Source organism: Clostridium pasteurianum, assembly GCF_001705235.1.
GTDB lineage: Bacteria > Bacillota > Clostridia > Clostridiales > Clostridiaceae > Clostridium_S > Clostridium_S pasteurianum_A.
On the sequence record NZ_MCGV01000001.1, the window covers coordinates 824,472 to 844,964 of the forward strand.

A 20,493-nucleotide genomic window follows, 5' to 3' on the forward strand; every position below is an offset into this window, starting at 1 on the left:
GAATTTTTTATCTTAACTTAACCTTATACTTTTTTAACCTTATCAAGCTTTTGGTATTTTTCACTTTATAGTTTAAGATTGTATATTTTTTTACCAACTCAGAATCACTATGAAAGTTTCCAGTCTTTTTTCCTTGACATACATATGCTTTTCCCAACTTCTTATTTTTTTAAGCACTGAAAGTACATTTACCATAACTGATCCATGATGCGGTACAACAATATGTAAATACGTTATTGGAAAAATATATTTATTCATATTTATTACATCATAATCACAATCTCCTGGAAGTAACATATCTCATCACCTTGCAACTTAAGAATCAACCCATAATTATTCTTTGCATTAATGCCATTCTTTGCAATAGCCTTTCCCTTCCAAATAGTAATTTCTTTTTCTTTAGTTTCATATACCATTAAATTTTGAAATTCATCACTTATTAAACAAAGGTCAGCTCCTTTCGTAACCATAACTGCACACATTGGAATCGCTGAGACACATCTTGTCATAATATCTTTAAACCTTGGAGCAATAGATAGTCCTTTATTGAAATAAGGGTTATCTAAAGTAATTATCAATATGCCTCTTATTAGGATCATCTTTACTAGTCAAACCAATATATCTATCTCCTTTTGGCATATTATCTCTCCCCAATATTTTATGATTCCATAAAATTATTATATTTAGTTTCAAGCTTCATTGAAGCATAAATTTGAAAAATAGCTCTTTCATGCTCATCATCAATTCTAAACATCTTTGTTGTAAAATACTTGTACATATAATTTCTAGTATCTTCCATAGTTTTAAATTCAAATGCTTCTGATTTCATTATCTTATACGTTAACGTAGCTTGAGATTGTGAAACTGCTCTAAGATCAATTCCTATTCGTTGAGCTAAATTTTTAGACCTTCCAACATAAACAGGCTTCTCCTTTTCAAACATTATGAACACACCTGATACAGGTTCTCTTGTATTAAAATTTTTTTTTATTTCCCCTTCAGTTAAATCTGCAAACAAATATTCCTTTTGTTCAAGAAGCTTTTCTAAATACAGTGGTAATAATTTAATAATATTTTCAAATGAATTCATAAATTTTTCCCTCCATTTATTTTATAAAAAAATTTCACGCATAAATCAATCTCACTACCCAATCTTTCCCTCAGCAGCTTCCAAAAAATATTCCGAATTAACATACAGAGGGTGAACAGGATATTCAACATTTTTTAAAATGCCTTTCTGGTTTAATTTATGAACCATAATTGCATTTTTATATTTATTTAATATTTCTCTTTGCCTACTTGCTTGAATATTAGTCTTTCCCCATGCCAGCCAAACAAACTGATATTCATCTTGCAACTTCCTTGCTTTATACATTAATTCACAAGTATCAGATAAATTTTTTGCTAACTTCTTAGCTTCGTCACTACTTTTAGATCTAATATTAAATAAATTTTCTATATGAAATGTATACTGTTCTGGAAGTTTAATATTATTTTCTGCATAAGCTTGTTTTATTAGTTTCATTACTTTTTTCATTGTATTATCACTTTTAGTAACTACAGGTCTTTCAGTTTCATATTCTTCAGTAGAAAGTTTCTCAAATAACTCATCCGACTCCGGTCTTGCACTTCCTGGGTTCAACATATAAATTAGCCCAATTACATTTCCTGGTCCATTATCAGATCGAAATTCAGTATCATATCTAAATATTTTAATACCACTAACTGTTTTTATTGATTTATAATTAGCTAATATAACCATAATTTAATCGCCCCATTCTATATTATTTATTTAGAAGTACATTTCTACATTCGTCCCTAATTTTCCTCCATAATTTTCAATATACTTTAAATTCCTCCATAAAAAAATGACACATTTTCAAAATGAAAATATGCCATTTGTTTATAGTCGAAAACTATAAAACTTTTTATCTATTCTTATATACCTAAACTGCATTTTTAATATATATATTTATTTATCCAAAAGCTCACTTATACTTTTATTAAATCCAATTGGTTATGTTCTATAAATTGAATTTTATTTTTTCTTACCTTTTCTATTTATAGAGCAAAAAAGAGCAGCACCTATCGCAACCCAAATAGCAATTTTCATTAAAAATCACTCCCTACAAGTTCCTATTTATTAATCCACCTTAAACCGTTTTCTAGCTCCTGTTTACCTATACCAACTTCAATTACATGATTTACCCTCTTTAAAATAAGCAGCAAGTGAAATTCCCGCAGCTAACAAAAAAATTGCAGTACTAATATATCCTATATATGCCGTTTTCTTAACCCATAATGCTCCACCTATACAAAGAACGACTAATGTTAAACTGAATTTTCTTTTGTCCATAACCAATCCTTCTCTCTACAAATTTATAATTTAGAGGAATTATATATGATAAACGTTAACTATTTTTTGCCCTTCTTAGTATATTTATTTCTTTATCTGTAAGTCCTGTAAGTTTATTTATTGTTTCATTATCTAATCCCATTTCTATTGCTTTTATTGCTGTATCAGTCGCCTGCTCTTCTTTTCCTTTTTTTATTCCATCTTTGACTAACATTTCTCCTAATTTTGTCATGCTTATCTCCCCATTTACTTTTTCTTATCCACACTACCAACTTCTATCTATATTTTTATTATACCCTATTATATTCCTGTAGACATTACTAGCTTATAATATTTTTCAATATAATATATATCCTCTTCATATCCCAATCTTCCTTGATTTAATATTTGACAATATTTAATTTCTTTTAAATTCTTATTTATCTTCAATGGCATAGCCAGTGTTTTCTAACGCAAAAAATACCACAGTCAATGCGGTATTTTTAAATATGTATTTTAGATATTCTTAAACTTATTTTACTCTTCTAGCTGTTATGTAGTCTGGTCTCCCCATTGATGATATTTTTATTACATCACCAGTTCTCGGAGAATGAATATATGTATTATTGCCAACATACATTCCCATATGAGTAGGGTCTCCATTCTTACCAAAAAATACAAGATCTCCTGGTTGAAGCTGATCTCTTGGAACTCCATACCCATCATTTATTTGGTCATACGTTGTTCTTCCAAGGCTTATTCCAAAATGTGCATAAACATATTGAGTAAATCCTGAACAATCAAATCCTGTAGAAGGGCTTGTCCCTCCCCAAAGATAAGGTGTACCTAAGAAATTTGATGCATATGCTATTATACTATTGTCAGAAGCAGTTGCTACAGAAGCTATTCCTCTTGAATAATTGACACTAGGTGCTTCACTTCTCATGTTAATTACTGTTTTCATAGCTGCATTTACTGAAGCTTGGGATTCATCTACCTTTGATGCATATAGTTTTTCTTGAACTTTAGCATCTTCAATAAGTTTTTTCTGATCCGTTATTCTACTGTTTAGACTTGTTAATTTGTTTTCATTTTCACTTTTTAATGCATTTAAACCATTATACTTTGCATCAAGGGATGCTTTTTTACTTTTCACTTCTGCTTTCATATCATTTAAATCGCCTATTACTTTTTTATCCATGCCTATTATTTTTCCAATCATTTCTGTTTTAGATATTAAATCACTAAAACTTTCTGAGTCTAATAAAATGTTAAGGTAACTAGATTCTCCATTTATATATATTGCTCTTACTCTTTGACTAAATACATATTGCTTAATTTTCACTTCTTCTTCAACCTGAGTTATTTGTTTTTTTGTGTTTTCGATATCGTTTTCTGCTTTCGTTATACTCTTTTTATTCCCTTCAATTTTTATCATATAATCTTCAATTTGATTATCCAACTCTTCAATGCTTGCTTCAAGCTCATGTCTTGTGTCTTGTGCTTTCTTTAACGAATTCTTATTTTGCTCCAATTGAGTTTGTGCTTGATTAGATATTGGTGCAGCAAATGCTGAAACTTGAGTAACCATCACTAACACCGTTGCAAGCATAACCGTTTTAATTGTTTTTTTCACTTACATCTCTCCCTTATTTATAGAGTAATACTTGTCACTCTTTTGTAAAGTTACTCAAATAATACACTAAATTTGTGTAGAAATTATGTAGGTTTACATAAGACCATATATTACCACGGAAAATTGCATAATTTCATTATAATTATAATAAGTTTTACGCTATGGAAATTTAACTTTTTTAATTGAAAAATAGGCTTTATAAATCTAATAAAAAAGAAAGCTAAAAATTTAATAGCTTTCTTTTACTATAATTATGATCATACAATTAATTTAATTTCATTCCTTTTTTTCGTTCACTTCTTTCTTTCCACTACAACAATTCCCATGCTTACTATCCTTAAACATCATTCCAATCATAAGTACCATCATTATAGGACATATGAAAGGTGCTATTCCACTTATAGCTACTTTAAATCCTGTTCCTACATTTATAAACGGAAGTGCTCCAAAAATAATATAGGGTAATCCGCAGCAAAGCACCATCATTAACATATGCTTCATTGGATTGTGTTTTTTATTTTCTCCATTTGGGTTATTTCCATGACACTTCATAATAAATTCCTCCTTAATTGTGTTGTTATATTTAACAAGTAAGCTTAATAACTCCTGTACTCAAAATCGATTTATTTACAATTTTCTCAATATTGCCTCCTTGTAAATACATTATAAATAAATGTTGTGAAGATATTATAAAGATAAAAATTAATTTTTTCATAATGTACTTTACCCATCTATTAATTTTTTACGAACGTCCTCTAAGTTCGTTGTTTTTAATGAATCCGTAACTTCAAGACCAGCGACTGTTACATTATCTTTAACAATAAGATAAGTTCCAGCTTTATCTATCTTAAATTGAACATTAACTATACCTTTTTCCCCTGTAAATGAACTTACTTTCTCGCGACTATTTGAATTTACTATGATAAACTCACTATTAGGATTATCAAAATTATTAAGGTCAATAACTAAGTTTGTTTCTATTCCTTTTTCTATCACTACTACAAGTGGTTCAAACTCATAGCCAGTTCCCTTTATATTTAATGTTTGAGTGCTTCCTGAAATATTAGCTTTTTGGATTAATCTATCAGTAGGAACTTTACTTAAATCATTCCCATAGATGCTTGTAGCTTGTGGTGCAGTGCTTGAAGCCCCTGCCCCGCCTGTACAACAACTCATTCCACTACTTGGAGCTGGAATAGATGAATCCGACTTAGATGTATCTACAGAATCAAGATTATCAGTTACTTTAATTACTCCTCTTATCATTCCCATCCAACAGCTAAAATTTATGTCTCCATCCTTTGGTGTAAATTCTATTGTGTTTTCACCAGACTTTAAAGTTTTTTGTATATTAAGTGATGGTACTACTACAGCATTATTACAAGAATTTATTTGACTTCCTGTTATAATCCATTTAACAGGTATACCCTTTTGCACATAAAAAGCATTAGGAGTATAACCGTTATTATCTGCAGTCATTTTAATTACTTGAACTCCATTTTCAATAGTTGCTTTACCTATATTGGCTTGAGATGCATTTGCTTTAGAACCTGAAATACTTTGTGCTAATATTCTAGCATTTGGAACTCCAACTCCTGCAAGTGCAAGACCTCTATTCCCCATTATCAATCCAAGTATCACTACTAATATTCCACTAAACTTTAAAAGTTGTTTTGTATAACCTTTACTTAACAAGCTAGATATTGTTCCAAACACTAGCATTAAAGGAACTGTTCCTAACGAAAACAGGAACATTGATATAGCCCCCGCTGCTGCACTGCCTGTGCCTAATGCATAGAGCTGCATTGTTTGTAATGGTCCACAAGGCATTAATCCATTTAACATTCCCACTAAGAAAGGAGCTTTAGGTTTACTTTTTATTTTACATGCTGACCATGGTAATTTAATATTAAGTCTTCTAAATAAAGAGAAACCGGCTATATTTAATCCCATTATCACCATAAATATTCCAGCAAATATTTGAAGTCCTGCTTTTACATTGAGTGATAATGATAATACTGATCCTAATGCTCCTACAATACCACCTATTATTGTGTAAGAAGTTACTCTTCCAGCATTATATAAAATTGCAGGTACTAAAGCCTTGAGTCTACTCTGCTTTTCATTTGCAATACTATTTTTTGATAAGCTTTGAGTCAGCATTATTCCGCCACACATACCAACACAATGTATTGATGTAAGCATCCCAACAACGAATAATACCACATAAGATGCATTATTTAATTTAGAACTCATATCAAAACCTGATGTTGAATTGCCAAGAATCAGTACAGCTGCAGCTATAACTAAAAATCCTGCAAGTTTAATGCCATTTGAGTCTTTTGTGCTGTAGCCAGCTTTATTTATAGCTTTCTTTAATTGTTCACTAGTACAAATTTTACTATCATACTCAACAGTAACTTGCTGAGCACTATAGCTAGCCATCACATTTACAACTCCATCAACTTTCTTTAATGCTTTTTCTACTCTGTTTTCACAAGATGTGCATGTCATATTATATACTTTAATAATTTCTCTCTTAATGCTCATATTATCCTCCATAAAATTACTGCAATTTATTTATAACTAATCTTTAAATATAATTAATTGTAATAAAAAATTATGAAGATTTTATGTGCTAATTATTTTTACTTATGCATACTGTAAATACAGTTCCCTTGTTTTCCTTACTTTCTACATCTATTGTTCCAGAATGCAGTGTTAATATCTTCTTTACAAGAGTAAGTCCAATTCCACTTCCTTCAATCTTATGCCTGCTTTTATCTCCCCTGTACATTCTTTCAAAAACATAAGATAAATCTTCTTTTTTAATTCCAATGCCATTATCTTTAATTTTAATGATAACAAAGTTTATGTCGCTGCTGACATTAACCCATACAGTTCCACCTATATTATTGAACTTAATTGCATTAGATATAAGATTTATAAAAACTTGTTTTAATTTATCGTAATCTCCAACCACCATATAATCTATATTCTCTTCTTTATTCATAATTAATTTTATACTTTTTTCATCAGCAGCAATATAAAAGTCACTAATTACATTGGAAAGAAGTTCACCTATATTCACTAATCCTAATTTAAGAACTATTTCATCAGATTCTATTTGTTTTAACGCATTTAAATTATTCAAAAGCTTACCAAATCTTATTACTTCATCATTTAGATTATTAAGTTTATCAGTAGTTACAGGTATAACCCCATCTATCATTGCTTCCAAATTATTCTGAAGCACATTTAAAGGTGTTCTTATTTCATGAGATATATCTGAAATAAGACGCTTTCGAAGCAAATCCTGGCTATTTAATTTTTCTCCTAAATCATTTATACTTTCAGTTAAATCTCTGATTTCTTCAATATTACTTTTTATATTTGATTTAGAGCCATAATTTCCTTTAGATAAGCTAACAGATGTTTTTGAAACTTCTTTTATAGGTTCAGAAAACTGTTTCGATAAAATTAAACTTATTATTGCTACTATTAATAGTGTTAATGCTCCACTAAATACAATCCCCTTATTAATTTGTGTCTTGAAATTGATATCCTCCTGTGAAAGTAATACAGGTGAATATTGACCTACCAGAATATACCCTACCGTTTTGTTATTTACATTTATATCAAAAGTATTAGTAGTATAAACTCCTGTTTTCTTCATACCATTAATTGTAATATGATTTTTTTCTCTTATATCTTCATGATTCATTTGCCATACAACTTTTTTATTTCCATCTAAAAGAGTCAAACAGTAATTACTCATATATGCTTCATGCATCATTTCTTCACCAGAAGTTTTATTCCATCCACCATCACTTTTATAAACTTGCTCAAAATACTCTACTAACCTCTCATTTCTTTGAGTTTGTATATTTTGCATATATTTATTAAATGTATCAGTTATAGTTCTATTTACAATTAAAGCTAATAATAATACAGCAGTTACAGCACAAAATATTATGATAAAACTTAATCTTCCTCTAATACTTTGCTTCATAATTCATCACCAAATTTATAACCGACCTTTGTAACAGTAAGTATGTACCTTGGAGATTTAGTATCTTCCTCAATTTTCTTGCGTAAATTTTTTATATGAACATCTATACTTCTATCTGAGCCCTCAAAATCAATACCAAAAACTCTCTCTATTATTGCTTCTCTTGTAAATACTTTTCCTTTATTTGAAGCTAAAAAATATAATATATCAAATTCATTAGGAGTTAAACTTACTTCTTCTCCATTTAATTTAACTGTTCTTTTATCAATATCAATTATTAATCTATTGTTATCAAAAGAGAGAATATTTTCTTTATTTCTTCCGACTCTTCTAAAGAGTGCATTTACACGGGCAGTAAGTTCCCTTGGACTTAATGGTTTTATTAAATATTCATCAGCTCCAATATTTAATCCTTCTATTTTATCACTTAAAGTGCTTTTAGCAGTTAGCATAAAAATATATACATCTGATATTTTTCTAAGTATTTTGCAAACTTCTTCACCATCGATATCTGGCAACATTAAATCTAAAATCACAAGATCAATTCTTTTTTTTCTAAAAATTTCAATTCCGTCTAATCCGTTTTCAGTAGTAAACACCACATATCCTTCTTTCTCCAAATATGCCTTTACAACTTCTGATACACTTTTTTCATCTTCAATTATTAGAATGCTATTCATAATATTAACCTCTTAAACTTTTCATATTTTATTACACTCTCGTATATTTAGCATTTTAATATAAACTTATGAATTTTATATGTAGATAATCTTACATATCTATCAAAAATCATCAGTGAATTTTTCCATTTCAAATATTCCATAAACTATAATATATTTAATTTAGGTGGTATTCTAGATATAATAAAAACACCCATACTTCTCAGTATGAGTGCTTATTAATTGGAATTTATCCCTTTTTATTTTTTCTATTTATAGAGCAAAAAAGAGCAGCACCTATAGCAATCCAAATAGCAATTTTCATTTAAAATCACTTCCTACAAATTCCTATTTATTAATCTATCCTGAATAGTTTTCCAACTTCTGTTTACCTATAGCAACTCCGCTTACATGATTTACCATCTTTAAAATAGTTAGCAATTGAAATCCCTCAGCTAACAAAAAATTCCAGTACTAATATATCCTATATATGCCGTTTTTTTAACCTATAATATTCCTGTAGACATTACTAGCCTATAATATTTTTAAGTATATTTACTTATCATTATCCTCAATTCTTTTTCCACCAAAAGCATGAATTGTTCTTGTCCCCGCCGTGCAACTTCCTCCTTGTACTGTTCCTTTAGGAATAAAAAGTTCATCACCTGGATTTAGAACAAATGCCTTGCCATTTATAGTAACTGTATATTGCCCACAAACGCATATCATATATTCATCAAATTCATGTTTATGTTCTTTAGATATTCTATCGGAATAACATGTCCAAAAAGCCATCTGGCTGCCATCTTTTCCTTCAAAATAATATCCATCAATATCTGGCGTATTTTGTTGCTTTGATGGAACTTTGTTGATATCTTTTTTCATAAACTCAGGAAAATCTTTGATTTTATAATCACCCCTACAAATTTATTATTTATAATACTTAACTAAAAATTGAAATCTGTCATTTTATCCCTTATTATATGATAATATTATAAATAGACTCATCCTTCAATTTCGGATGAACCTATTATTATTTGTACTAACTATAGTGAATCTTTATATTAACAAAATTAAACTTATTATAAATCGTTCTATGAAAAGAATTTCCACGTCATGCTTTACTTTAATTCGTATATTTGTAATAATGAATGGATTAATGTTTATTGTTATTTGCAATAAACTCTGTCAAATTAAATTCTGTAGATATCATAAGGTCATTAAGCAATTTAAGGAAATCAGCGTAATAATTTAATATAAATTTTTTAATTTCATTTATACTCTAGTATCAATATTATTCCCCAAATTAGGATTCATTGATTGTATCATTTCCGCAATGTCTTGACCATCTTGTTTAGATGAATTCATTGCCATTTTAAGTACATCAATATTTGCCTGTTCACATACTCTAACATTACTACTAACAGTTGCCATAACAGCTATATCCATTTCCCAGCATCCCCTTTTATTTAATATAATTTAGTTATCGTATTATATGCATTTTTCTTGATAAGGCAGCCATCTTATATTTAAACTTTTACAAAAATAAAAACTCTAACAATATAGAACTTGTACTATCACTACACAAACTAAGGGACTTGGACGTTTTACAGCACTTTCCTTTATAAATGATACTACTACTATACAAGGCTCATCCTTCATCTTGGATGAGCCAATTAATTATTTCTAAGTAAAGCACCTCGTATATAATTATCATCAATTAAGTGATTTTGTTTTAATCATAAGAAAATTAACATTAATGCATAATATCAAAACTATATAAGTTTTTTTAAATTCATCATAGATATGTAGATAACTTCCTATGAAAAATTGTATTAATATTCTTAGCCATTTAGATCAATTTCATGATATTTCTTTTTTGACTTCATATCTTTTAACATATTAAATACTTCTGGATTTACATTTTCCTCTTTATCGTAACTATAATTTACTTTTCTTGTTTTAAATTTCTTAACTTGTTCAAGCATAATATCTGCCTGGCTTGAAAGTTCTTCACTTGCTGCCGCACTTTCTTCAGATGTAGCACAATTTTCTTGAATAACCTGAGATACCTCCATTATTCCGCTGCTAATCTGCTCTGCACCAGTTGCTTGCTCTTTAGAAGCTATAGCTATGCCTTCCACAAAATCTGCTACCTTTGTAACTCCTTCTACAATTTCACCAAGAGCTTCAGCCGTTTCATTTGCAATTTTAGTACCTATATCCACCTTTTTAATAGAATCTTCTATTAGTGAAGTAGTTTCTTTTGCAGCATCACGTGACTTTGCAGCTAAATTTCTTACTTCCTCTGCAACTACTGCAAAACCTTTTCCGTACCTACCAGCCCTTGCAGCTTCAACTGCAGCATTTAGAGCTAGAATATTTGTCTGAAAAGCAATATCATCTATAGCTTTTATAACTTTAGATATATTACCTGAAGCTACATTTATATCATCCATACTTTTAAGCATTTTATCCATATGAGAATTTCCCTTAACTGCATTATCTTTTACATGTTCAGTCAATTCATTTGCTTTACTTGCATTATCCGCATTAAGCTTTATTTGTGAAGAAATTTCTTCCACAGAAGCTGTCAATTCCTCCACAGAACTTGCTTGTTCCGTAGATCCTTCTGAAAGAGCCATACTTGAATCTGATACTTGTTTAGCACCAGTAGCCACCTGATTTGCTGCAATTTGAATATTTGTTACAACTTCATTTAAATTATCATTCATCTTCTTAGATGCCTTTGCAAGTATTCCTATTTCATCTTTTCCCATAGTATCTATATTTACATTTAAGTCTCCCTCTGCAACTTTACTTGTAGAAATCATAAGCTCCTTAATTGGTCTTATTATGGATAGTGAAATAATTGTTCCTAGCGCTATGGCAACAGATACCCCTATAATTATAAAAATTATAATTATTTTTCCACCTGTATTTGCTGTTTTATAATTATTTACTGAAAAACTTTCTGCAAGATTTTCCTTTAAACTTATAACTGTTTTCAAATTATTTTGTATATCATTTTGTGCTGTGCTAAGCTTTCCATGTACTAGACTTACTGCACCTTTGTTATCACCTTTTTGGGCTTTTTCAATAATTTCATTAGCTACTTCCATGTATCTTTCTTTAGACTCTTTAAGATTTCCAGTTGCCTGTTTTCCTGAATCAGTTAAAAGTGTTTTTGAAAATTCATCTAATTGTCGATCGAAATCAGAACTAGATGAATTCACCTCATTTATGTATTTATCCATGTCCGATTGATTATCTGATAAAATGACATCCCTCAAATGTGCTCTTATATCTCCATAGGATGAATTAAGTCTAGTCAACTGACCAAGTGGCACTGTCATATTTTTATATAATTGTGTATCTAAATTATTGATTTTATCCATATTTATTAATCCAAATATTCCAATTGTAAACATTATAAATACAATTAATGCGAATCCTATAAGTAACCTCATACCTATTTTTAAGTTATTAAATAATCTCACAATTATACACTCCTTTTATATTAAGCATTACTCAAACTATCTGCATCTTCGTGATTTAAAAGTTTTTCACAATCCAAAAGTAGTTTTACATTATTTTGAACTTTTCCTATACCTTTTATAAACTTATTTTTCATTCTACTAATTTCAGGTGGCTCTACAATTTCACAATCAGGTATATCTATTACCTCAGACACACCATCTACAATAAGCCCTATATAAATATCTTCAATCTCAATTACAATAATACAAGTTCTATCGTTATACTCCATTGGCTCCTTCTTAAATCTCAATCTAATATCCATTACAGGTATTATCTTACCTCTTAGGTTTATAATTCCTTTTATGTATTGTGGAAGTTCAGGTATTTCACTTATGGGTTGAATTCCTATTATTTCAATCACATATTTAATTTCTATACCATAAAATTCTTTTTCAAGAGTAAATGTAAGATATTTATTCTTTTGTGTATCTTCTTCCTCAATTAAATCATCTACTACAACTTCCGACATATTTACATTCTCCCCTCACCATTGGTTTTTGTTTTCCAAGCATATTTATAAGTTCACCTATATCAAGTATCAGACTAATACTTCCATCCCCAAGAAGAGTACATCCTGAAAGTCCATATACATTTTTTACCTTTCTTATATAGTTAGGCAAACACTTTACCACAACCTGCTGCTGTCCAACTAATTCATCTGCAAATATACATAATCCCACATTGTCCTTTTCCACCATGACAATTATTCCATCTTCTAAATTTTTAACATCAGTTTTTAAATTGTACAATTTATGTATACTAATAATAGGATAGCACTTACCCCTCACCATTATCATTTCATCACTACCAATATTAGAAATTACATTACTTCTTTCCACACTAAAAAATTCTTTTATAGACATAATAGGAATAGTATAGTATGAATTTCCCACCTTTATATTCATACCATCTATAATTGCAAGGGTTCTAGGTATTTTCATAGTTATAGTAGTTCCGCAATTCTCTAGCCCTTCTATTGAAACCGATCCTGATACATTTTGAATATTTTTAACTACCACATCCATGCCAACTCCCCTTCCGCTAAATTCTGTAACGTTTTCATTTGTAGAAAACCCCGGAATAAAAATCAAATCATAGATTTCTTGGTCACTCATCTCCTCTGGATTTTTCTTAAGTATCCCATTTGAAATAGCTTTTTCTAATATGCTTTTTTTATTTAATCCTCTACCATCATCCTTTACAGTTATAACAATGTCATTTCCTTCATTTTTTGCTTCTAAAGTAACAGTTCCAGTTTCACTTTTTCCAATATGTTTTCTATCTTCTACAAATTCTATTCCGTGATCAATAGAATTACGTACTAAATGCATCAGAGGATCTGATATATGTTCAATTATATTTTTATCTACTTCTGTATCCTCTCCAATTAATTTTAAGTGAACCTGTTTATTTAATTTTTTACTCATATCATGTACTATGCGATTCATTTTGTGAAATACTATAGATATAGGTACCATTCTTACAGACATTATTACATCCTGAAGCTCGCTTGTAATTTTATGAAGCTGCCTTGATGACTTTTCAAAATTGCTCAATCTCATTCCCTTTAAATCAGAATTTTGAGTAACCATAGCCTCTGCAATAACCATTTCCTCTACTAAATACATCAACTTATCTAACTTTTCCACTTTTACATTTATAAAATCCTGTATAATTGATTTATCATTTGTATTTTCATTATATGAATTTACATTTTTATTAAATTTAGTAAGTCCTTCAAATTGTATATCTTCTTTCATTTTCTCAAATTTGAAACTTTTCAGAAAAACTGTTTTATCTAAAATTTCAGAAATTTCATTATATGACTTATTGGATTTTATAAATATTTTGAAGCCATTTTTATGTATTGTTTTACAAGTATCATCATTTTCAATTATATCCTTAGGTATATAGTCAATTTCCTCTGCAAATTCCTTCAATGTTTCTACCACAGTATACGCTCTTAAGTTTTCCATTTCACAGTCATCCTCAAAAAATATAATTGCTTCATATCTATTAATCAACTTGACTTCTTCATTTATATTTTCGCTAATAATATTCTCTTTACGATTTTGATTTTGTAAATCTATAAGGAACTTTTTATTGTACTCTATTATAAAATCGCAATTTCCATTCACTTTATCCCCATTTTTTATTTTTTCAAGCTCTACTTTTATAAAATCCACACATTTTAAAATTAAATCCGATAAACTTTCGTAATCTACATTTTTAGGTTTTTCTTCTCTGAGAAAATAGAACAAATCTTCTATCGAGTGAGCCAAATTTGAAATACATTCGTAAGCCATCATGGCAGAAGACCCTTTAATTGTATGCATGATACGAAATATCTCATTGATAACTTCTTCCGAATAACAATTTCCACTTTCATTTTCTAATATTAATGTTTCAAGTTGGTCAATAAGCTGGGACGTTTCAAATATATAGGATTCAAATATAACATCATTTGAGTTCTTATCTGACATAATTTGCCACCATCCAGTTTTAATATTTACACTGATAATACTTTATTAAGTACTTCAATCAATTTATCTTCTTTAAAAGGTTTAACAATAAATGATCTGGCACCACTAATTATTGCCCTCTTAACCATTGTTTCTTGTCCTACTGCAGTTATCATAACAACTTTAGCTTTATCATCATATTCTTTTATTTTTTTAAGTGCCTCAATTCCATCCATATCAGGCATTGTAATATCCATTGTTACAATATCAGGATTATATATTTTATATTTAAAAATTGCCGAAGTTCCATTTTTAGCCTCTACAATAACGTCAAATCCATTTCTGGCTAGCATCGTTTTTAGTGACAATCTCATAAAAACTGCATCATCAACAATAAGTATTTTAGGCATAAGCTCGCCCTCCTTACATTAGCATATTTACCATTTGTATAATACAATATTTAAAAAATAACTAAAGGATAATATCACTCTTTCCCGGAATAGCTTATTAAAAAAACCAATCGTGAAAGCTAATATTATCCTATATAAATAAAATAACATTTTCTCAAAGTGACTGTAAAGAAGTAAATAGTTCCACTTTTTCTATTTGAGTGATATACTGTAAGTTAATATCTTTTAGCTTACCAAATTTTGCTCCATAATATAATAAAATCAAATTATATTGTCACAATTAAATTACATTCTACAAAGTGGAATTTACCTTTTTATTAATCTGTAAATCTCAATAAATACCCATCTGGGTCTTGTATAAGAAATTCTTTTTGAATCTTTTGATTTCCATCGTATAAATATATTGTTTCTTTTAATTCTCTATAAATTTTAATTTTGCTATTTTTAACAACTGCATATAATTTTTCAACATCACTACAGGATATAGAAAAGTTTATTCCTCTACCTAGTGGATATTCCAAGCTAGCTACATTCCAGCCATCCCAATGAATTTCTTCAAACATAAACTGACTTTCACCATAAGATAAAAACATGAATTTTTCATCTATTCTTTCATATTCTAGTTTAAATCCCAAAAAAAATATATAAAATTGTTTTGTATGTTCAATATTAGTTACTGATAACTCTGGTATTAATGCATTAAATTTCATAATTCCTCCTAAAAATATTATTATCTTTACTTTAAACACTACCACATAATATTAATTTCAATGGTTTTTTCTCATTTAACCCAAATTCAATATAATCTTTGTATTCCATCATGTTAAATCTACTATCAATTTTTTTTGAAAAAGTCCTTCGTAAAATTTTATTGCTTTTTCTGCATTGCTCACATACACTCTCGTTAATATTTTATAAATTTGCATTTCTCCATCTCCTTAACAAATTGTAATTTGCCGCTATATACTTCCATCTGGAGCCTGCCCAGCATGAGCTAGCCATTGACATTCAGTCATCTCCATATTTGTAAAAGTTGCTTTAAATGATGAATCTTCTGGACTGCAAGCATAAATACCAAATTTAATAGAACCGTTACCATTCCACATATGACATATACGCATCTGACTATAATTAATTCCGTCAATAGAACACTCTATACAGTAATCGGCCTCCCTACGGCTAAATCTATACCACATCGATTTAATTGATGCATCAATAGTTGTAGTAGCCCAATCAGAGTAACCATTATTTGTAACAACACTTCCTAAATGTCCAAAATTTTTATTTTCATATTCAATAGAACCTTTAAACCAATTTTCACTATCTAAATACATAACCACGCCACATTGGTCAAAACGATGTTTACTTTCAAATTCAGTCCTTACTATAAAAGAAAAGTATTTTTCATCCGTATTCATCTGAAGCACAGGAGCATTATCATTCCTAAAATTATAATAGGTCTTTTGCCATAAATCAGTATGTGGCTTTGTAATAATTTCTATTTTATCTTCAGTAATAGAATAGCTTTCAGGTTGTCTTGTCCATTTTAAATCTTTAATATCAAATTTCATTATTTTCTTCTCCTTTACAATTTACTTATCATTATTTCCAATTCTTTTTTCACCAAAAGCATAAATTATTCTTTAACTCAAACTTATCATTTTATTTTCTTTAATGAAGATACAATATCCTTACATACTAATGTTTGCATGTTATCATTATATATAGTAACATCTGCTTTAAGCAGAGCTTCTCGAATGCATTTAGCTAACTTCGGTTTGTATTTTGCGATACACGGTAATGCCTTAATGCACTGCCTTGCTGTAATGGGCTTTTCATCTATAATATGTTTTAAGTAGTTATCTATAATTTCGTCAATTTTATTTTCCACATCCCATTTTGCATTAGCTGATATTAAAACAATACCTCTAGTTCTTATATATGAATTGTTATTTTCAATCATTTCAGCAAACTCATGAAAAAATTTATAAACAGCATTAGATTTTTCACTTTCAATTTCTAACATCTGTAACGCTTTATATGCTTCTTTATTATCTTTAGAATATAATTTTTCAATCAATTCTATTAAACTATCCATAAATCATCCTACTTTCTACAAAATCTTGAGTGGTGAAATTATAGACAAATGGCATACTCTCATTTTTGAAAATATGCCATCTATCTAAAAAGCTCATTTGTATTTTATTAACTATAACTGATTATATTCTACAAATTTAAATTTATTAATTGAGGTCATGTTCTATTATAATAATTGATTCTTCATGCTCACCAATCATTTCAACTGATATCTTTTTAATCACAGTGCTAAATTTTTCATTACATTTACTTACATAGTCAAATGCTTTATCTAGTATCTCTACAGACGATACTTTCCCAACTGTCATATGTGGAACATAATCACGACCCAACTTAAATTTATTTAGTTTATCTTTATATAGCCTATCGTGTATATTTTTGATAGTATCTATACCTTGTACTACATTTAAAAACAAGTAGTTTCCATATATATCTTCTTGTTTACTAAAACCTTCTAATTCAATTTTAAATGGATGGATACCTTCTAAACTCTCTTTTAAATATAATTTAAGTTCTTCATTAGTTAACTTACTATCAAAAGGAAAAACTAAAGTTATGTGAGGCAATACTAAATCTGCAAGAGGATCGTATTTCTCACGGATATAATTTATAACATTCATATTCTGAAATTCAGGAAAAATCATGATAGTTCTTGTATTCATACTTATATCCCCTTACAAGTTAGAATTTATATCTATATTTAAAGAGTTTTAGTAAAATAATAGCGCTTTCCTGTAACTGGATAGTTTTCTAATGCAAATACTTCTTTATATCCATACTTTTTATAAAATTCAGGTGCTTGAAAACTAAAAGTATCTAAAAATGAATACTTGCAACCACGCTTTTTCGCTGTTTTTTCTGCCTGATTTAAAATATTACTTCCGATATTATGTCCCCTTAATTTTTCACTCACCCATAGAAATTTTATAAACAACCAATTACCATGTGTATTTCCAATTAGACCAGCAACTTTTTTACCTGTTTCATCTTGTAGATAAACGCCTAAATCCTTTGGGTTTTTATCTTCAATTTTTGCTAAATTGTATTCTAATAAACCTTTAAAAATAATATCTTCATCTTGTTTTTTAATTTCATCAGTAATCTCAATTTTCATTTTAATTCTATACCTCCTTTGCTGACATTCAATTACAGATAAATTCCTATTTATATTACTTAACCTTAAATTAGAATTTATTTTGCAAATATATCATTTGTACAATTATCATTCCATATATATTCAATATCATTAGCAATTTTTATAGCTTTTTCTTTGCCAAATCTATCTGAAACAAATCCCAATGTCATATCAATTCCAGCTGAAATACCTGATGATGTATAATATTTTCCATCAGCAACCCCTCGTGCTTTTAGAACCCAATTCACCTTATCATTTACTGATTTTACCCATTCTAAAGCTTGATTATTAGATGTAGCTTTTTTACTATTTAAAACTCCACACTTTACTAATACTGCTGAACCAGTACATATAGATAAACAATATGTAGATTTCTCTGCAATTGACTTTAATTTATTTAAAAAAGATATATTATTAACTAATTTTCTTGTACCCCTCCCTCCGGGAATAACTAATATACCACTTTCATCTGCTAAACTAATAGGCTCAGTTATAATTTTAAGATTTTGTGCATTGGTAATAACTCCACCAGTTTCTGAATAATAATGTATTTCATAGTCTTCTATTTGTCCTAGTATTTCTATTTGTCCAAATATATCTAAGGTCTCAAAATCATTAAATAATATAATATTAATATTCATTTCTCCATATCCCTTAGTATTAAGCTAACAAATTATAATCTATATTCCATCCGTGTACTTTTTACCTTTAACCCCATTTTATTATAAAAACATTCTGCTTCTTTATTTACTTTCCATACATTTAACTCTAAGGACGTTGCATTCCACTCTTTAGCTTGGTGTTTAGCTGCTTCAAAAAGCTTTCTCCCAATTCCCTTAAATCTATGCTCTGAATCCACAACAAAATCTTGAATATATGATTGTACACTATCTCTCAGAGTAGGTATTCCTATGGATTTCCTCTTTATCATGTGGCATAATCCAGCTACTTTACCATTATCTATCCATAATAATATAATATCATTAGGATTTTTTATCATTTCTTCATATTGTTTCTTTGTAATTACTACTCCATCTATATATATCCGGTCTTCTGTCTAAATGCAGCTTAAAAATTTGATTAAACAATTTATAAACAGTTTCAAAATCATCAATATTAGCTACCCTTGTTCCCATACTCATTTTCCTCCACTAATTTATACTTTTCAAATTCATATCCTCTATAGACACTTCTGGATGATGATATCTGCCTCTTTTATTCAGCATTATTCCACCCCTTACAGCTTTCCTAGGGCACCAATTGAAACATGCTAAACAATTTTTGTATTTATTAGGGCATAAATACTACACCCATTTCCTCTAATTTCTTTTTGGTTCTTTTGAATTTGTTATAATTTCCAACACCAACAAGTGATTCGTTAAATAAAATCTTATATTGATTAGTTATCCCACCAATGGCTGAAGCACTTACGCAGTAATTACCATCTACACCGACTAACTCAAGTTCACTTGCATTTATATTTTGCAAATACTCTGACAACTTTTTATTAGAAAAACAGCTTGCCTTTCTTTTTTCAAACACATTATTAGATACCACAGAAAGTCCATCAACTAATTTCTTTGGCTTTCTCCCAATTTCCCAAAAGAATCTATTTACAATATAAATCACTGATTCATTAGGATATTCCAAAATTTTATCATTGATAGACTGTATCAGTTCCTTAGCCTTATACGGATACATTTTTACATTCCGTGAATCTCCCACATAGTCTTCCTGCATATCTATAACTAACAAGCATTTCATAAAACCACCTCTACACGTTAGAAATTTATTCGCCAAGTTTCCTTTTTAAATCTGATATATAAATCGCTTGCTGCTTTTTTAAGTAGAATCCTACAAACAAATTCATTATAGGATTGTTTACAGATACTTCTTCTACAAATTCAATCTTCGTACCATCATTGCTAGAAGTAAAAATACCAATCCAATGCCCTTTCATATTTTTATTAATCATATCAAATTCATATTTCTCATAAGGCTTTTTTAAAGTAACAGTAAATTTAGTAGGGAAATTGTCTTTTGTATACTCTGTAAAAGAGTTCCCGTCTTGTGAAACATCAACTTTACTTAAATCGCTGCGCCACTCATATTTATTATTATTTGTAACCACTTCCCATACTTTTTTAATATCAGCTTTAAATGAAGCTGTAATAATTGATCTTTTCATAATACATAATTCTCCTCAT

The 20,493-nt window shown here is 28.9% G+C and carries 28 protein-coding genes; all 28 read right to left on the reverse strand.

What is annotated here, in order from left to right; genetic code table 11:
• Window positions 1–90: 90 nt before the first annotated feature.
• On the reverse strand, window positions 91–297 hold the full coding sequence (locus BEE63_RS21930) for a hypothetical protein (protein ID WP_066020115.1): 207 nt from the start codon (window positions 295–297) through the stop codon (window positions 91–93).
• Entirely contained in the window at window positions 264–578 is a 315-nt protein-coding gene (locus BEE63_RS03795; protein WP_066020116.1) for a hypothetical protein, read from the reverse strand. The genes BEE63_RS21930 and BEE63_RS03795 overlap by 34 nt, the downstream gene beginning before the upstream one ends.
• 80 nt (window positions 579–658) lie before the next feature.
• Window positions 659–1,090, reverse strand: a complete 432-nt coding sequence (locus BEE63_RS03800; RefSeq protein ID WP_066020117.1) for a hypothetical protein — start codon at window positions 1,088–1,090, stop codon at window positions 659–661.
• Between the two features lie 54 nt (window positions 1,091–1,144).
• Window positions 1,145–1,762, reverse strand: coding sequence for a DUF1643 domain-containing protein (locus BEE63_RS03805; RefSeq protein ID WP_066020118.1), 618 nt, complete (start codon window positions 1,760–1,762; stop codon window positions 1,145–1,147).
• Window positions 1,763–2,191: 429 nt separating this feature from the next.
• Window positions 2,192–2,356 carry a hypothetical protein gene (locus BEE63_RS21550; protein WP_157797091.1) on the reverse strand — a complete coding sequence of 55 codons (165 nt, stop codon included), beginning with the start codon at window positions 2,354–2,356 and terminating at the stop codon, window positions 2,192–2,194.
• 55 nt (window positions 2,357–2,411) lie between these two features.
• Window positions 2,412–2,588, reverse strand: a complete 177-nt coding sequence (locus tag BEE63_RS21555) for a hypothetical protein (RefSeq protein WP_157797092.1) — start codon at window positions 2,586–2,588, stop codon at window positions 2,412–2,414.
• 68 nt (window positions 2,589–2,656) lie between these two features.
• On the reverse strand, window positions 2,657–2,791 hold the full coding sequence (locus BEE63_RS22280) for a hypothetical protein (RefSeq protein ID WP_278326944.1): 135 nt from the start codon (window positions 2,789–2,791) through the stop codon (window positions 2,657–2,659).
• Between the two features lie 76 nt (window positions 2,792–2,867).
• Window positions 2,868–3,971 carry a C40 family peptidase gene (locus BEE63_RS03810; protein WP_066020119.1) on the reverse strand — a complete coding sequence of 368 codons (1,104 nt, stop codon included), beginning with the start codon at window positions 3,969–3,971 and terminating at the stop codon, window positions 2,868–2,870.
• A gap of 276 nt (window positions 3,972–4,247) precedes the next feature.
• Window positions 4,248–4,523: a hypothetical protein gene (locus tag BEE63_RS03815; RefSeq protein WP_066020120.1), complete on the reverse strand. Its 276-nt coding sequence runs from the start codon at window positions 4,521–4,523 to the stop codon at window positions 4,248–4,250.
• Window positions 4,524–4,694: 171 nt separating this feature from the next.
• Entirely contained in the window at window positions 4,695–6,521 is a 1,827-nt protein-coding gene (locus BEE63_RS03820; RefSeq protein WP_066020121.1) for a sulfite exporter TauE/SafE family protein, read from the reverse strand.
• An 88-nt stretch (window positions 6,522–6,609) separates the two neighbouring features.
• Window positions 6,610–7,983 (reverse strand): sensor histidine kinase, encoded by a 1,374-nt coding sequence (locus BEE63_RS03825; RefSeq protein ID WP_066020122.1) that lies wholly within the window; start codon window positions 7,981–7,983, stop codon window positions 6,610–6,612.
• Window positions 7,980–8,663, reverse strand: coding sequence for a response regulator transcription factor (locus tag BEE63_RS03830; protein WP_066020123.1), 684 nt, complete (start codon window positions 8,661–8,663; stop codon window positions 7,980–7,982). The genes BEE63_RS03825 and BEE63_RS03830 overlap by 4 nt, the downstream gene beginning before the upstream one ends.
• Before the next feature lie 534 nt (window positions 8,664–9,197).
• On the reverse strand, window positions 9,198–9,548 hold the full coding sequence (locus BEE63_RS03835) for a cupin domain-containing protein (RefSeq protein ID WP_066020124.1): 351 nt from the start codon (window positions 9,546–9,548) through the stop codon (window positions 9,198–9,200).
• Window positions 9,549–9,917: 369 nt separating this feature from the next.
• The gene (locus BEE63_RS03840; RefSeq protein ID WP_066020125.1) at window positions 9,918–10,091 is read right to left on the reverse strand and encodes a YjfB family protein; all 174 of its coding nucleotides are present in this window, start codon (window positions 10,089–10,091) and stop codon (window positions 9,918–9,920) included.
• 395 nt (window positions 10,092–10,486) lie between these two features.
• Window positions 10,487–12,142, reverse strand: coding sequence for a methyl-accepting chemotaxis protein (locus tag BEE63_RS03845; protein ID WP_066020126.1), 1,656 nt, complete (start codon window positions 12,140–12,142; stop codon window positions 10,487–10,489).
• Window positions 12,143–12,162: 20 nt separating this feature from the next.
• On the reverse strand, window positions 12,163–12,651 hold the full coding sequence (locus tag BEE63_RS03850) for a chemotaxis protein CheW (protein WP_066020127.1): 489 nt from the start codon (window positions 12,649–12,651) through the stop codon (window positions 12,163–12,165).
• Entirely contained in the window at window positions 12,629–14,665 is a 2,037-nt protein-coding gene (locus BEE63_RS03855; RefSeq protein ID WP_066020128.1) for a chemotaxis protein CheA, read from the reverse strand. Before BEE63_RS03855 ends, BEE63_RS03850 begins: the two co-directional genes overlap by 23 nt.
• A 26-nt stretch (window positions 14,666–14,691) precedes the next feature.
• Window positions 14,692–15,054, reverse strand: a complete 363-nt coding sequence (locus BEE63_RS03860; RefSeq protein WP_066020129.1) for a response regulator — start codon at window positions 15,052–15,054, stop codon at window positions 14,692–14,694.
• Window positions 15,055–15,371: 317 nt separating this feature from the next.
• Window positions 15,372–15,764 (reverse strand): bleomycin resistance protein, encoded by a 393-nt coding sequence (locus tag BEE63_RS03865; protein ID WP_066020130.1) that lies wholly within the window; start codon window positions 15,762–15,764, stop codon window positions 15,372–15,374.
• Between the two features lie 249 nt (window positions 15,765–16,013).
• Entirely contained in the window at window positions 16,014–16,625 is a 612-nt protein-coding gene (locus BEE63_RS03870; RefSeq protein ID WP_066020131.1) for a DUF1349 domain-containing protein, read from the reverse strand.
• 86 nt (window positions 16,626–16,711) lie between these two features.
• Window positions 16,712–17,152, reverse strand: coding sequence for a SufBD protein (locus tag BEE63_RS03875; RefSeq protein WP_066020132.1), 441 nt, complete (start codon window positions 17,150–17,152; stop codon window positions 16,712–16,714).
• Between the two features lie 145 nt (window positions 17,153–17,297).
• Entirely contained in the window at window positions 17,298–17,813 is a 516-nt protein-coding gene (locus BEE63_RS03880; protein WP_066020133.1) for a 2'-5' RNA ligase family protein, read from the reverse strand.
• Between the two features lie 38 nt (window positions 17,814–17,851).
• The gene (locus BEE63_RS03885) at window positions 17,852–18,265 is read right to left on the reverse strand and encodes a GNAT family N-acetyltransferase (protein WP_066020134.1); all 414 of its coding nucleotides are present in this window, start codon (window positions 18,263–18,265) and stop codon (window positions 17,852–17,854) included.
• Window positions 18,266–18,342: 77 nt separating this feature from the next.
• Window positions 18,343–18,927, reverse strand: coding sequence for a DJ-1/PfpI family protein (locus BEE63_RS03890; protein WP_066020135.1), 585 nt, complete (start codon window positions 18,925–18,927; stop codon window positions 18,343–18,345).
• Window positions 18,928–18,959: 32 nt separating this feature from the next.
• Window positions 18,960–19,286 (reverse strand): GNAT family N-acetyltransferase, encoded by a 327-nt coding sequence (locus BEE63_RS03895; RefSeq protein ID WP_066020136.1) that lies wholly within the window; start codon window positions 19,284–19,286, stop codon window positions 18,960–18,962.
• A gap of 4 nt (window positions 19,287–19,290) precedes the next feature.
• The gene (locus BEE63_RS22285) at window positions 19,291–19,422 is read right to left on the reverse strand and encodes a hypothetical protein (RefSeq protein WP_278286403.1); all 132 of its coding nucleotides are present in this window, start codon (window positions 19,420–19,422) and stop codon (window positions 19,291–19,293) included.
• 154 nt (window positions 19,423–19,576) lie between these two features.
• A complete protein-coding gene (locus BEE63_RS03900) occupies window positions 19,577–20,050 on the reverse strand; it encodes an isochorismatase family protein (protein ID WP_066020137.1) in 474 nt (157 codons plus the stop codon).
• Between the two features lie 25 nt (window positions 20,051–20,075).
• The gene (locus tag BEE63_RS03905) at window positions 20,076–20,474 is read right to left on the reverse strand and encodes an SRPBCC family protein (protein ID WP_066020138.1); all 399 of its coding nucleotides are present in this window, start codon (window positions 20,472–20,474) and stop codon (window positions 20,076–20,078) included.
• Window positions 20,475–20,493 lie beyond the last annotated feature (19 nt).